This is a genomic window from Paenarthrobacter sp. TYUT067, from assembly GCF_023656375.1.
GTDB lineage: Bacteria > Actinomycetota > Actinomycetes > Actinomycetales > Micrococcaceae > Arthrobacter.
Genome location: NZ_JAMOIT010000024.1, coordinates 38142 through 51763, shown reverse-complemented (window position 1 = coordinate 51763; position 13622 = coordinate 38142). Strand labels below are relative to the sequence as shown.

At 63.2% G+C, this 13622-nt stretch carries 14 protein-coding genes; 8 read left to right on the top strand and 6 right to left on the bottom strand.

Annotated elements, in window-relative coordinates:
• The first annotated feature begins 9 nt into the window (after positions 1-9).
• The gene (locus MOD31_RS19125) at positions 10-1128 is read left to right on the top strand and encodes a serine hydrolase domain-containing protein (RefSeq protein ID WP_250821408.1); all 1119 of its coding nucleotides are present in this window, start codon (positions 10-12) and stop codon (positions 1126-1128) included.
• On the opposite strand, the gene MOD31_RS19120 is transcribed toward MOD31_RS19125, so the two are convergent.
• The gene (locus tag MOD31_RS19120; RefSeq protein WP_250821407.1) at positions 1125-1736 is read right to left on the bottom strand and encodes a TetR/AcrR family transcriptional regulator; all 612 of its coding nucleotides are present in this window, start codon (positions 1734-1736) and stop codon (positions 1125-1127) included. The two genes, MOD31_RS19125 and MOD31_RS19120, sit on opposite strands and share 4 nt — an antisense overlap.
• A gap of 103 nt (positions 1737-1839) precedes the next feature.
• On the opposite strand from MOD31_RS19120, the gene MOD31_RS19115 reads away from it, so the two are divergent.
• Both MOD31_RS19115 and MOD31_RS19110 read left to right on the top strand, forming a co-directional pair.
• On the top strand, positions 1840-2631 hold the full coding sequence (locus tag MOD31_RS19115; RefSeq protein WP_250821406.1) for an SDR family oxidoreductase: 792 nt from the start codon (positions 1840-1842) through the stop codon (positions 2629-2631).
• Between the two features lie 109 nt (positions 2632-2740).
• Positions 2741-3277 (top strand): HD domain-containing protein, encoded by a 537-nt coding sequence (locus MOD31_RS19110; protein WP_142937638.1) that lies wholly within the window; start codon positions 2741-2743, stop codon positions 3275-3277.
• Positions 3278-3439: 162 nt separating this feature from the next.
• Here MOD31_RS19110 and MOD31_RS19105 read toward each other — a convergent pair whose 3' ends face one another.
• The 4 genes from MOD31_RS19105 to MOD31_RS19090 all read right to left on the bottom strand — a co-directional run bounded on the left by MOD31_RS19105 (position 3440) and on the right by MOD31_RS19090 (position 7976).
• Positions 3440-4684 (bottom strand): low temperature requirement protein A, encoded by a 1245-nt coding sequence (locus MOD31_RS19105; protein WP_250821405.1) that lies wholly within the window; start codon positions 4682-4684, stop codon positions 3440-3442.
• A gap of 133 nt (positions 4685-4817) precedes the next feature.
• A complete protein-coding gene (locus tag MOD31_RS19100) occupies positions 4818-6143 on the bottom strand; it encodes an ATP-binding protein (RefSeq protein ID WP_250821404.1) in 1326 nt (441 codons plus the stop codon).
• Between the two features lie 161 nt (positions 6144-6304).
• A complete protein-coding gene (locus tag MOD31_RS19095) occupies positions 6305-7063 on the bottom strand; it encodes an SDR family oxidoreductase (RefSeq protein ID WP_250821403.1) in 759 nt (252 codons plus the stop codon).
• 4 nt (positions 7064-7067) lie between these two features.
• The gene (locus MOD31_RS19090) at positions 7068-7976 is read right to left on the bottom strand and encodes a fumarylacetoacetate hydrolase family protein (protein ID WP_250821402.1); all 909 of its coding nucleotides are present in this window, start codon (positions 7974-7976) and stop codon (positions 7068-7070) included.
• Between the two features lie 142 nt (positions 7977-8118).
• Between MOD31_RS19090 and MOD31_RS19085 the strand changes: the two genes are divergently transcribed.
• Genes MOD31_RS19085 through MOD31_RS19065 form a run of 5 tightly spaced genes read left to right on the top strand, consistent with a single transcriptional unit; the run spans position 8119 to position 12841 of the window.
• Entirely contained in the window at positions 8119-9423 is a 1305-nt protein-coding gene (locus MOD31_RS19085) for an L-fuconate dehydratase (protein ID WP_250821401.1), read from the top strand.
• On the top strand, positions 9420-10727 hold the full coding sequence (locus tag MOD31_RS19080; RefSeq protein ID WP_142937644.1) for an alpha-L-fucosidase: 1308 nt from the start codon (positions 9420-9422) through the stop codon (positions 10725-10727). The genes MOD31_RS19085 and MOD31_RS19080 overlap by 4 nt, the downstream gene beginning before the upstream one ends.
• A complete protein-coding gene (locus MOD31_RS19075) occupies positions 10720-11034 on the top strand; it encodes an L-rhamnose mutarotase (RefSeq protein WP_223941131.1) in 315 nt (104 codons plus the stop codon). Before MOD31_RS19080 ends, MOD31_RS19075 begins: the two co-directional genes overlap by 8 nt.
• The gene (locus MOD31_RS19070) at positions 11031-11975 is read left to right on the top strand and encodes an aldo/keto reductase (protein WP_250821400.1); all 945 of its coding nucleotides are present in this window, start codon (positions 11031-11033) and stop codon (positions 11973-11975) included. Before MOD31_RS19075 ends, MOD31_RS19070 begins: the two co-directional genes overlap by 4 nt.
• Positions 11972-12841, top strand: a complete 870-nt coding sequence (locus tag MOD31_RS19065) for an amidohydrolase (RefSeq protein WP_250821399.1) — start codon at positions 11972-11974, stop codon at positions 12839-12841. The genes MOD31_RS19070 and MOD31_RS19065 overlap by 4 nt, the downstream gene beginning before the upstream one ends.
• Here the strand turns inward: MOD31_RS19065 and MOD31_RS19060 are convergent.
• Positions 12838-13509, bottom strand: coding sequence for a FadR/GntR family transcriptional regulator (locus MOD31_RS19060; RefSeq protein WP_142937648.1), 672 nt, complete (start codon positions 13507-13509; stop codon positions 12838-12840). The genes MOD31_RS19065 and MOD31_RS19060 overlap by 4 nt on opposite strands.
• Positions 13510-13622: the final 113 nt, after the last annotated feature.

Below are 13622 nucleotides of genomic sequence, written 5' to 3'. Positions count from 1 at the left end.
GCTGTCTGAATGCAGTCACAGCTGATCGCCCCAGGTTTCGAACCCGTCGCCGAGCTCTTTGGCCGTTTTCTCGAGCAGGATCCTGACTATTCTGCGCAAGTGGCGGCGTACCATCGCGGCGTCAAGGTGCTGGACCTCAGCGGCGGCCCGCGCATCCGCCCTGATTCCGTCACGGGCGTCTTCTCGTGTTCCAAAGGCATGGCCGGCCTGGTCATCGCGTTGCTCGTCCAGGACGGCCAGTTGGATCTTGAAGCCGAAGTGGTCAAGTACTGGCCTGAATTCGGCGCTGAGGGCAAGTCCTCAGTGACGGTGGCGCAGCTACTTTCGCATCAGGCCGGGCTCCTTGGACTGGAAGGTGGCCTGACCCTCCACGAGGTCAACAACTCAGAGCTCGCAGCCGCCAAGCTCGCACAGCTTCCGCCGCTGTGGAAGCCCGGCGCGGCATTCGGATATCACGCGCTGACCATTGGCATCTTCATGGAAGAGCTGTGCCGGCGCATCACCGGTTCCACGCTGCAGGAAGTCTTCGAGCAGCGGATCCGTGCCGCGACCGGCGCTCACTTCTACCTTGGCCTGCCCGATTCCGAGGAGGCCCGCTTTGAGCCTTTCCGTTGGGCGGCCGACCCGTCGTGGCCATGGGTGGACCCGGCCAGTCACTTCGGCCTGGCTGCCAACTCGGCAGTCGGTGACATCCTGGACCTGCCCAACATCCGTGAAGTCAGGGCCGCGGGGCTGAGCTCGGCGGCCGGCGTGGCCAGCGCGGAAGGCATGGCGAGGATCTATGCTGCGGCGCTGACCGGGCTGGAAGGCGAAGTCGCCACGCCGCCTCTCCTGACAGAGGAGACCATCCGGACAGTCTCCGCTGAACAGGTCTTCGGGATCGACCGCGTTTTTGGCGAGACCGGCTGCTTCGGCACCGTTTTCATGAAATCCCACACGCGGATGCCGTTCGGCAGCTACCGTGCGTTCGGGCACGACGGCGCCAGCGCATCTTTGGGGTTCGCGGACCCTGTGTATGAACTCGGCTTTGGGTACGTGCCGCAGACGGCCGAGCCCGGGGGAGTGGGCTGCCGCAACTTCCAGCTGAGCTCAGCGGTGCGGGAAGTCATTGGCGGGATCGAGGCTTAGTTGACTTGCGCGGCCTGGACTCCGGCCGTCATTCCTGCCCATAAAGTGTCCGTGGTGGCAATGACCACGTCTTCCACTGAATTTCCGTCCAACTGCCCGCCAGCCGCGAGAAGGGCTGTGCCATGGAGGCTGACGAAGCACACCATAGCCAGTGTCTCGGGGTTGCCGGGAGCCAGGACGCCGGCCTCCTGCGCTTCAGCGATCATGGCCTGGGCGAGGTGTATGCCTTGGGCGCCGGTGCTTCGAAGTTCATCGCTGGAATCGGGGTGGTGCTTGGTGGAGTACATCACCGTCAGCAGTGCGGGGTGCTCAACGGCGAAGTCGACGTACGCCTTCCCAACGCTGACGAAACGTCCCCGGAGGTTTTCATAGGACTGGGCGGCATCCCGAATGCGGCGGTTCATCGACTCAAAGCCGGCCATGGCCACGGCGTCGATCAGGGCCTGCTTGTCGCGGAAGTGTTTGGCCGGGGCTCCGTGGCTGACGTTCACGTCGCGGGCCAGCTGCCGCAGGGAGAGTCCGTCCACGCCAGCTTCTTCGATGGTTTCCATGGCACGCTCCAAAAGTGCTTCCCGGAGTTTGCCGTGGTGGTAGGGCTGGTCAGTCATGGGTCAAGTCTAGGCCAATGTAGTCATTGACAACAATGTAGACACTGCCTACCATGTAGACAGCGACTACATTAGTCTTCGACTCAACCGACGGGATCCAGCCATGACCATGACCTACGCAGGTACCACCGCACTCATCACCGGTGCCAGCTCCGGACTCGGCGCCGAATTCGCCGGGCAATTTGCTGCCCGGGGTTCCAACCTCGTCCTAGTGGCCAGGCGCGCAGACCGTCTTGAGGAGTTGGCCCAGGACCTGCGCTCCCGGCACGGTATCACCGTCGCTGTGCTCCCCATGGACCTCGGCCGGGCCGGTGCCGGACGCGAGCTCTTCAGCGAACTGTCCGGGCGGGGAATCACGGTGGACACCTTGATTAACAACGCGGGATTCGGAACCCATGGTCCGTTGGTGGAGGAAGACCCGGACACCATTGCCTCTGAGATCTCGCTGAATGTGGCCGCCCTCGTGGATATTACCCGTGCATTCCTGCCAGATCTGCTCGCCTCCGGAAAGGGTGCGCTGGTGAATGTCGCCAGCACCGCGGCTTTCCAACCCATTCCCGGCATGGCCGTGTACGGCGCCACCAAGGCCTTCGTCCTGAGCTTCACCGAAGCCGTGGCCCACGAAACTAAAAACTCCGGTCTCAACGTCCTGGCCCTTTGCCCGGGTGCCACGCGCACCGAGTTCTTCGACGTCCTTGGCGGCGACTCAGCCGCCGCGGGCAAGATGCAGACCTCTGCGCAAGTTGTGGGAACAGCGCTCAAGGCGTTGGATCGCAAGGACACCCCCGGCAGCGTGGTCTCCGGTTGGGTCAACCGCGTTGCGGCAGGTTTCGCTCAGCGTTTGCCCAGGGCCATCACCGTTGCCATTGCAGCCCGCGCAGTTCAAGACTGGTAGAGCGGGCAGAGCCGGAGGCCGGGTAGCTCGGTGTTTCGGGGCCCGAACAGCGGATAGCCTGAAGGGAAGGACCGATCCCCGTCGGTCCCTCTTCAAGCCGGAGGCCAGCATGACCGAACCACGCTTTACCGTAGAGACAGCCCAGGTTTTGGCCGAGGTGGCTCACAACCGGCAGAAGGACAAGCTCAAACGGCCGTATCGGGAGCACGTTCTGGCCGTGGGCGACGCGCTCGCCGACTTCGATGAAGATATCCAGATCGCCGGATACCTTCATGACATCGCCGAAGACACCCCTATCACCCGGCAGGCCCTGCTCGAAATGGGGGTGTCCGAGCGTGCGGTAGACATCATCGAACGTGTCACCCGCCGCTTCCACGAGGACCCGGATGATTACGACGCCGGTATCCGTTTCGTAGCGGAGGACCACGACGCAACGTTGGTGAAGATCGCGGACAACGCCCACAACTCCCTGCCCGAGAGGGTCAAAGCGCTTGCGGAAAAGTGGCCGGACAAGCCTCCGGTAACCCGCTACGCCGATGCCCGCCCTGTGCTGTACGCGGCCGTTCCACGCGAAGAGGTCCGGATGATTCTGGAGCGCATCAACCCGTACTTGCTGAAGGAACTGGACGAGATCGTCCCCGAGTAACCCCAAATCCACCCGTTGTGGGGCCTACTCTGCATGGTTTCGAGGCGATATTGCGTGCAGAGCGGGCCTCGCAACACAAGCGGGGTGTGTTGTGGGGCCTACTCTGCATGGTTTCGAGGCGATATTGCGTGCAGAGCGGGCCTCGCAACGCACCGGAATGCCCTAGCCAGCGGCGGATTCGAGCCGACGGAGTGCTGCCGCCCTGCCTTTGTGCCCACGCCGTTCGTCGTACCCAATGGACAGGCCCAGCACCAGCATCATTGCCAGCATGCAGATGGGCACGGATGCACCGGCCGCGGCCAGGGCAATACTGGACGCCAGACCCAGGACCACCAGCGCGGAACTCCAGATGAGGTCGCGATCCGGACCCAGCATGATGCAGTAAAGGGTGGTGAGTGAGGCCTTGAAGAGGATCACCGGGATGGCGATGGAGGCCACGGCAGCAGCCGCCGGGATGTGTGTCTCGTGATCAATGAAGTACGCAGCGACGTGGAGTCCCGCGCCTGTAGCCGCAATGGCTGCGAAGACCGGCATGTGCCCATAGCCAAACACCCATGAGCGATGCCGCTGGACGTGAAGTGCAGGGCCTGAGGGCAGGATGAAGTAGATCCACCACATGGCGAAGGCCAGCCCGGTTCCACTCAAGCCCACCAAGGCGGCGTCCATGGACCAACTGTGTGTGGCAACGATTGCCCGCAGGGTTTCAATAGCGCCAATCAAACATTCACCCAGGGCGATGATGGCAAGCAGGCCGTATCTTTCAGCAATGTGGTGAGCATGCCAGGGCGTACGGATCTTGCGTTCTGCGAAGTACGGGGTCGCCATCTCCAGGACAAACAAAGGGGCCGCCAGGAGGAACGTGGTGAGCACATCCGTCTCAATCACCAAGGCGATGACCCAGCCAACTTGCACGATTGCCAGGTACTTCGCGTAACGGAGGCATGTCTCGCGGCGTTCCGGGTCTTGGCGGGCAGCGCGCAGCCACTGGAAGATCAAAGCTACGCGCATGATGATGTAACCGATGAGGATGGCCACGTTGTTGACATGATCCCCTTCCACAATCGAGTGGAACATCGGCTCAATGCCCATGGCCAGGATGAGGACGCCAACCATCTGGATCATGGTGACCACCCTGAACACCCAGTCATCGGTGTCGTAGGCGCTGGCGAACCACGTGAAGTTGATCCAAGCCCAGATCACCGCGAACATAGCGAAGCTAAAGCCCAAAAGGCCCGCCCCGAAATGCGCTTCGGCCACCGCGTGCGCGAACTGGCTGCCGGCAACACCGAAGGCAATAACAAAGGTCAGGTCGAAGAACAGCTCAAGCGGGGTGGCGGTGCGGTGTTTTTCGTGGGGATCGCGGCCGCCCATGCGGGAGAGCGCATGGCGATGGGGATTCGAGGACATGGCTCAAAGATTACCGCCACCCATGGGCCCCTCGCCGAGATCGCTGGAATGCGTCCAGATCGCCGGATAGACCCGGCGATCTCACACCATTCCGGCGGCCCGGCAGCGTTCCGGCGATCTCGCCGGCAGAAACCTACACCCGCCCCAGCACGTCGATGTCTTCCAGGAAGTCCTGATGCACCTCGGGGCTCACGGTGGTCCGGGTATCCGCAATCGCGTCGAGGTAGTCCTGCGTCTCGGGTCCCTTGCGCCCGGTGGACCCGGCCCCGGACGCAAGGCCGGCTGAACCGCCCGAGGCAGCATCGTCGTCGTACACTGCTTTTTCCAAAGCCCGCTGGGAGGCGCTGCGGGCAGCGAACTCGATGTCCGCCGGTGAGAAGCCTTCGGTTCGTTCCACCAGCTGGGCAATATCGACTGAGTCCACCACGGTTGTGGGGATGAACCGCTGCCACATGGCCTCGCGGGCATGGACGTCCGGGAGACCGATGGGAATGACGTAATCGAACCGGCCGTGGCGCAGGAACGCGGTGTCCAGGGCGCGGATGAAGTTGGTAGCGCACACCAGCAGCCGGCCGGGTTGTTCGCGGAAAGCCGGGATGATTTTGAGGAGTTCGTTGGTGACGCCCTGCAGCGGGGACGGCGGGTCACCGGCCCGCTGCGACGCGATCTCCTCCACTTCGTCGATGAACACCACGGCGTGTTCCAGTTCGGCAATTTCCAGGAACGTCTCGCGCAGAGCACCGGCCAGGCCCTTGGGATCGGAGGCGAGGCGGGACGGGAACACCTCCACAAACGGCCACTCAAGCCGGGACGCAATGGCTTTTGCGAACGTGGTTTTGCCGGTGCCTGGAGGACCGAAAAGTACCACGGCCCGGGGCGGAACAACGCCGTATTCATCGGCCAGATCAGCCTCAGCCAATGGCAGAACCAGTCGGCGTTCCAGGAGTTCCTTCTCTCGGCGCATGCCGGCCACATTCTCCCAGAGATCCCGGGCAAGGATGCGCCCGCCCAAGAGCCCCAATGCCCCGAGTTCCTGCCGCTGCACGGGGATGGTCCGCTCGAAGTAGCGCAGGTTCTTCTTCACCACAAAGCCGCGGCCCAGGAATGCTTCCACCCGCGTTTCCGTTTCCGGCATCAGCGCGGAGAGTTTGTTGAGCCCGTGCGGGGCCATGCGGTTCTCGACGGCGGAGAGCAGTGAGGTGCCGATCCCGCGTCCGCGGAACTCCGTCAGCGTTGCCAGGAAAACGATCCAGCCTTGGTCGTGGGCCGCGCGTCCGACGGCGGCTCCCACCACCTGTTCACCCTGCACCGCCACCACGGCATGGTCTTTTTCGCAGGACGCCAGAACCTCGGACAGTGCGTATACGGGTTCCACGCCGTCGGCTTTGAGTGACTCCCAGAGGTGCAGGATGCCGTCCAAATCGGACGAGTGGAAGTCCCTGATGCGCCAGTTGCTCATGGCTGTATCTCCTGAGTCTGCTAAGTGAGTCGCCGTTGATCTCTTGGAGTTGAGCATAGGCGAATCACCGCTGCCGGAGGTTGCGGGCCCGTTGCGTTACGAAGCAACGCGCGACGGCGGCCTGTCGGCGCGCGCGTTCGCTCCGGCGTCGTACCTCCCACCTAAGATGAGCGCAACCGCAGTCCCTGCATGCCGCCGTCCACCGCCAGGGAGGTTCCCGACGTCGATCCGGACAGCGGGCTCGCCAGGTAAGCGACGGCACCGGCCACCTCGGCAGGGTCCACCATCCGGCCGTGCGGTTGGCGGGCGTTGAGGGCGGCCCGCTCACCGGCGGGGTCAGCGGCTGAATCGAGCAACCGGCCAACCCACGGGGTGTCTACGGTGCCGGGGTTCACACAGTTCACGCGGATGCCCTCCCGGACGTGATCCGCGGCCATGGCGAGCGTCAGCGACAAGACGGCGCCCTTCGACGCCGAGTACAGGGCACGCTGCGGGAGTCCGGCGGTGGCGGCGATGGAACAGGTGTTCACGATCGCAGCCGCCGGGGATTCGCGCAGATACGGCAGGGCTGCCCTGGTGACGCGCGCGATTCCCACCACGTTGACGTTGAGGACACGCAGCCACTCGTCGTCGTCATTCGCGGCAATGTCACCTTGCGCGCCGATGCCGGCGTTGTTGATCACGATGTCCAGGCGGCCGAACTGCTGTACAACGCGCTCGACGGCGGCACGCACCGAGCCGTCGTCGGCGACGTTGCACTGCACTCCAAAGTGCGGGCTGGTTTCGGGGGCCAGGTCCAGGACCGCCACCTGCGCGCCCCCTGCCGCCAGGCGGTCCGCGATGGCTGCCCCGATGCCCGAGGCGCCGCCGGTTACGAGTGCTGTGAGGCCTTCGAAGTCGTTGCCCACCGAGGTTGCCACGGCGTTAGGCGTAGATGTGGGCGGTCGCACCGGACTGCGCGCCGGCCTGCGCACGGAAATACTCCTGGCGCTGGCGTCCAAGTCCTTCAATTTCCAGTTCCACCGCGTCGCCGGGCTGGATGAAGGGGAAACGGCCGGACAGTGCCACACCCTCCGGCGTGCCCGTGATGATCACGTCGCCCGGTTCCAGGACCATGTACTGGCTGAGGTGGTGCACGATCGTTGCGGGGTGGAAGATCATGTCCGAGGTACTGGAATCCTGGCGGGCCTCGCCGTTGACCAGGGTCTGCAGGCGGAGGTTGCCGGCATTGATGTCCGAGGCTGGAACCAGCCACGGGCCCAGGGGAGTGGAGCCGGGAAGGGATTTGCCTTTGGTCCACTGTCCTGCGGCGCCGGGGATTTGGTAGTCGCGCTCCGAGAGGTCGTTGGCCACGGCGTAGCCGGCGATGCATGCTTCGGCGTCGGATAGGGAGGAAAGGTATGACGCTTCCTTGCCGATCACGATTGCCAGTTCCACTTCCCAGTCGTACTTTTCCGACGACGGCGGGATGGGGGCGGCGTCGAACGGCCCGGCGATGGTGTTGGTGGGCTTGAGGAAAACTACGGGAACCTCGGGCGGCGTAGCACCGGATTCGGCAGCATGCGCGGTGTAATTGAGGCCGATGGCGACGACGGCGCCCGGGCGGGCAATGGGTGCACCGATGCGCAGGCCCTCCGCTGAGATCTCGGGAAGTTCCCCATTGTTCAGGGCTTCGCGGGTGCGTTCGATGCCGTCCGAGGCGAGGAAACCGCCGTCGATGTCTTGGGTCAGGGCCGTAAGGCTGAAGTACTTTTCAACACCGGCGGCGTCCTGGGCGATGACGGCCGGTTGTTCGTTTCCGGCCGTACCCAGCCTGGCGAATTTCAAGGTCATGGCTTCCTCCGTGCGTTCGGGACTAACATCCGAACTCTAGTGTGGTGTTGTTACCCATAATACGGAAATGTGACCCATTGACAAGGTATACATCCGATGTTTAGTGTCGGGTAAAGGTAGAGCAACGCACCTCAGGAGCCGTATGAGCACCATCACCGCAGTGGATACGTTCGATGTCCGCTTCCCAACGTCCTTGGAACTTGATGGTTCCGATGCCATGAATCCGGACCCGGACTATTCAGCGGCGTACCTCATCATCCGCACGGATGCCGGGGATGGGCACGAGGGCCACGGGTTTGTGTTCACGATTGGGCGCGGGAACGAGGTTGAAACGGCGGCGCTTGATGCCCTCCGCGGGCACATCCTCGGCCGGTCAGTTGAAGAGCTGCTCGCTGACATGGGCGCCACCTGGAAACTGTTGGCCCATGATTCCCAACTCAGGTGGCTGGGGCCGGAGAAGGGCGTTATGCACATGGCTATCGGTGCGGTGGTCAATGCTCTGTGGGACCTGAAAGCCAAACGTGCAGGTCTGCCCCTGTGGGAGTTGCTCGCAGGTATGACGCCCGAAGAACTCGTAGCGCTCGTGGACTTCCGGTACCTCACGGACGCGCTCACTCCGGACGAGGCGCTGAGCATACTTCGCGCCGCCGAACCCGGACGCGAAGCCCGCAAAGCGGCACTTCGCGCTGAGGGTTACCCCGCGTACACCACGACGCCGGGTTGGCTGGGTTACAGCGACGAGAAACTGACGCGGCTGGCCAAGGAAGCCGTGGCTGACGGATTCGCCCAGATCAAGTTGAAGGTGGGCGCCTCCTTGGAGGACGACATCCGCCGCGTGAGGACTGCGCGCGCTGCTGTGGGCCCCGACATCAAGATCGCCGTGGACGCCAACCAGCGTTGGGACGTGCAGGAAGCCATCGACTGGATGGCCCACCTCGCTCCCTACGACATCGCCTGGATTGAGGAGCCCACCAGCCCGGACGACATCCTGGGCCACGCTGCAATCTCCCGTGGAGTTGCGCCCATCCCCGTTGCCACCGGTGAACATGTCCAGAACCGTGTGGTGTTCAAACAGATGCTTCAGGCAGGGTCACTTCAGGTCCTGCAGATTGACGCCGCCAGGGTAGCGGGCGTGAACGAGAACATCGCGATACTACTTCTTGCTGCCAAGTTCGGTGTGCCGGTATGTCCGCACGCCGGCGGGGTTGGCCTTTGCGAAGCCGTGCAGCACCTGTCCATGTTCGACTTCGTAGCTGTCTCCGGTACCAGGGAGAACAGGACCATCGAGTTCGTGGACCACCTCCATGAACACTTCATCACTCCCGTGGTGGTCCACGACGGCGCCTACTGGCCGCCGTCGAACCCCGGGGCCGGAAACGAAATGCTCCGTGAAACACTGGCCGCTTACAGTTTTCCGAACGGCCCCATCTGGAAGGAATCCCGTTGATTCAGCACGCACCTTGGTTTGAAGAGGCACGCTTTGGGATGTTCGTGCACTGGGGCATCTACGCCCTGCCTGCCCGGCACGAGTGGGTGATGAACCAGGAAGAAATCACAGTGGAGGAGTACTCAAAGTATTTCCAACGCTTCGACCCGGACCTCTACGATCCCAGGGAATGGGCCCGCGCCGCCCGGAATGCGGGGATGAAGTACGTGGTCCTCACCACCAAGCACCATGACGGCTTCTGCCTGTGGGACTCAGCCTTGACTGATTACAAAGCCACCAACACGCCGGCCGGCCGCGACCTGATCACACCGTATGTGGAAGCACTCAAGGCTGAGGGGCTGAAGGTCGGCTTCTACCACTCGCTCGTTGACTGGCACCACCCCGACTTCACCGTTGACGGGGTACACCCGCAACGCAACGCTGCCGACGTCGAAAGCTTGAACGCCGGGCGCGACATGGCCCGCTACCGCGAGTACCTGCACGGCCAGGTGCGTGAACTCCTGAGCAACTACGGAACCATCGATTACCTGTTCTTCGACTTCTCCTACACAGGTGGACATGAAGAGGAATTCTGGGGCGGCAAGGGGCGAAAGGATTGGGATTCTGAGGCGTTGCTCGCCATGGTGCGGGAGCTGCAACCCGGCATTATTGTCAACGACCGGCTGGAAATCCCGGGAGACTTCGTCACGCCGGAACAGTACCAGCCCGCCGGCCCCATGATGCTCGACGGCGAACCGGTCACCTGGGAGGCATGCCAGACACTGAACGGAAGCTGGGGCTACGACAGGGACAACCTGAACTATAAATCCGTGGACCTGCTCATCCGCATGCTGGTAGACGGTGTTTCCAAGGGCGGCAACTTGCTGCTCAACGTCGGCCCTACCGGAAGGGGAAACCTCGATCCTCGGGCCCTGGCATCCTTGGAAGGCATTGGCGGCTGGATGAAGCTGCACTCGCGCGCCATCTACGGGGCGGGGGCCTCGCAGTTCACGGCCCCGGCAGATACGCGATACACGCAGCGCGGTGACAGGCTTTACGTCCACCTGTTCGCTTGGCCGTTCGAGTACGTCCACCTCCCGGACCTTGCCGGGAAGGTCGAGTACGCGCAGTTGCTGAACGACGCCTCCGAGGTGTTCCTCAAAGAAGTAAACCCCGGACAGCAGGCCATGAACATGACCCAGGGAGGCCAACCGCCAGGGACATTGACCATCAAGCTGCCAGTGCAGCGGCCGGACGTCGCCGTACCTGTGGTGGAACTCTTCCTGAAACCGTCGGCTGCAGAGCCGGAGGCCGTGAATGGTTGAGAGCATCGCCCTCCACACACGGCTCAAACCAGGGACGGAAGAGGCGTACGCTGACGCCCACTCGCACATTCCCCCTGAGCTGGTGGCGGCACTCAAGGAAGCCGGTGTGCGGAACTGGCGTATCTGGCGCAGCGGGCTCGACCTCTTCCACGTAGTGGACGTCGACAACTATCAAGAAATGCGGCATGCGCTCGCCCACCACCCGGCCAATGTGCCATGGCAGGCCCGAATGGCTGAACTCTTAGAGGTCCACGACGATTACTCAGGGGCGGATACGGGTATCCAAAGGGTATGGGAACTGCCATGAACTCACTCGATCTGCGAAAACTGGGCAAACTGGGCTTCGGCGGGGCGGGCATCGGTAACCTCTACCGGGCCATCCCCGACGGAGAGGCGCTCGCAACCGTCCTGGCAGCCTGGGACGCCGGCATCCGCTACTTCGACACCGCGCCCCACTACGGACTGGGCCTCTCCGAGCAGAGACTGGGTGCTGTTCTTAGGGACAAGCCCCGCAACGAATTTGTCATCTCCACCAAGGTTGGCCGGCTCTTGGAGCCCAACACACGTGGGGGCCAGGACCCCGAAGGCTTCGACGTCCAAGCCACCACCCGGCGTGTGTGGGACTTCTCCGAAAAGGGCGTCCGCCGCAGCATCGAAGACTCCCTGGAACGGCTCGGCCTGGACCACGTGGACATCGCATACCTGCACGATCCCGACGTCCACGATCTCCAGGCCGGAATCACCCAAGCGCTCCCGGCCCTGGAGAAACTCCGCTCCGAGGGTATGGTCCGGGCGATCGGAGTGGGCATCAACTCTGCCGAAGCGGCGTTGGAGTGCGTCGAAGCCGCGGACCTGGACCTTGTGATGCTCGCCGGCAGGTACACCCTGCTTGAGCAGCCCCGCGTCCCGCTACTTGAACGCTGTGCCGAGCGCAGCACCGGCGTCGTCAGCGTTGGTGCCTACAACTCGGGCCTCCTGGCCCGGCCCGAAGTCCCCGAGGACGCCCACTACAACTACAGTCAGGCACCACCGGATGTGCTGGAACGGGCGCGTGCGCTCGCAGCCGTTTGCCGCAATTTCGGCGTGGAACTTCCGACGGCGGCACTCCAGTTTCCGCTGCGGCACCCGGCAGTGGTGAACGTGACAGCCGGGGCGACTTCTCCTGAACAAGTCTCCATCAACGCTGCCCGTATGGAGGCGACCGTGCCGGACGAGCTGTGGGAGGCTTTGGAGGGCGTTGGGCGGTGATTGATTCGCACCTGCATTTGTGGACCCTGGACACCTTCGTCACCGGCGGTGCGCGCCACTATCCGTGGCTGGGCCCGCAGTATGGTGAACTCTTCCGCAGCTTCGGCGAAGATGAGGCGCGCCAGACGTTGGACGCTGCCGGAGTCAGGGGAGCCGTGCTGGTGCAGGCCGACGATTCCGTTGCCGATACCGAAAGCATGTTGGCCGTCGCCGCGAGGAATCCCTGGGTGTTCGGAGTGGTGGGCTGGATCAGGTTGGACGCGCCGGCTGACGCCGCTGAGCAGTTGGATCGATTCACGGCTCAAGCGGTTTTCAGGGGAGTGCGGCATCTGGTGCATGACGATCCCCGGGATGATTTCCTGGATCTTCCGCCTGTTCGGGAGTCGCTGGCGCTGGTGGCGCGGCGCGGCCTCACCTTGGACATCCCCGATGCTTTTCCACGGCACCTCGGTTCTGCGGTTCGGCTCGCCCGTGAGATGCCGGAACTGACCGTTGTGCTGGATCATTTGGGTAAGCCGCCGCTGGCTGATCCTTCGCTCATGGACCTGTGGCGCGCAGACTTCCTGGCGCTGGGACGGGAGCCGAACACAGTGGCCAAACTTTCCGGCTTACATTTGCCCGGAGTCGACTACACCGCGGATGCGTTGCGGCCGCTGTTTGAAACAGCATTGGAGGCATTCGGGCCGGGGCGTTTGATGATTGGCGGTGACTGGCCAGTGAGTACTGTGGGTGCACCGTACGGCCGGACGCTGGATGTCTTGCTGGAACTGGTGTCTTCCTTGAGTCCCTCGGAGCAGGACCTTGTGCTGGAGGAGACGGCGGTGCGGACCTACGGCTTGGCGGTCACCCCTTTGCCGGACAATTAGAGCGCCTGCCGCAACCAGTTCTCTACGCCGCTGATATGCACGGTGACCAGGGCCCGCACCAGTTCAGCGTCGCCGCGTTCCAAGGCGTCAGCAATTGCGTGGTGCTCCGCCAAGGTGTGCGCCACAGCTTTTTCCTGCGTCAGTCCGCGCCAGATCCGGGCCCGCACGGTGCTGCTGGACAGTGCTTCCAAGAGGCTCCCGAGGTAGTCGTTTCCCGCGGCCTCGGTAATGATGCTGTGAAATTGCAGGTCATGCGCGACGAGTTCCTCAACGTCCGTGTTCTCGTCGATGCCGTCCATGGTGCTTCGCAGGGCTTGCAGCTCGGCCGGCGTGATTTTAGCGGCCGCCAGGTGTGCGGTTGCGGGCTCCAGGATTCGTCGGACCTCAAAGAGTTCCAGGATGGACCGGTCCTGGTGCAGGTCAACGACGAACCCAACGGCTTCGTTGAGCAGCTTCGCGTCGAGGCTTGTCACGTAGGTGCCATCGCCGCGGCGAACATCCAGCACACGGATCAGCTCCAGAGCCTTCACAGCCTCACGCAATGAACTCCTTGAAAGGCCGAGCCGTTCGCTCAGTTCTTTTTCCGGCGGGAGTCGGTCGCCGGCCTTGAGTTCGCCGCGGATCAGCATGTCTTTGATCTTGCTGATCGCCTCGTCTGTGACAGCCATGGACCAATAGTAGCCACGAATGATCGGATGTCTGTGTCCGCCCCCTTCTCAGTTGGGTGCGTTAACGTACGACGGCGGCACCTGGGTTCCGATTGGTACGGAACCCGGGTGCC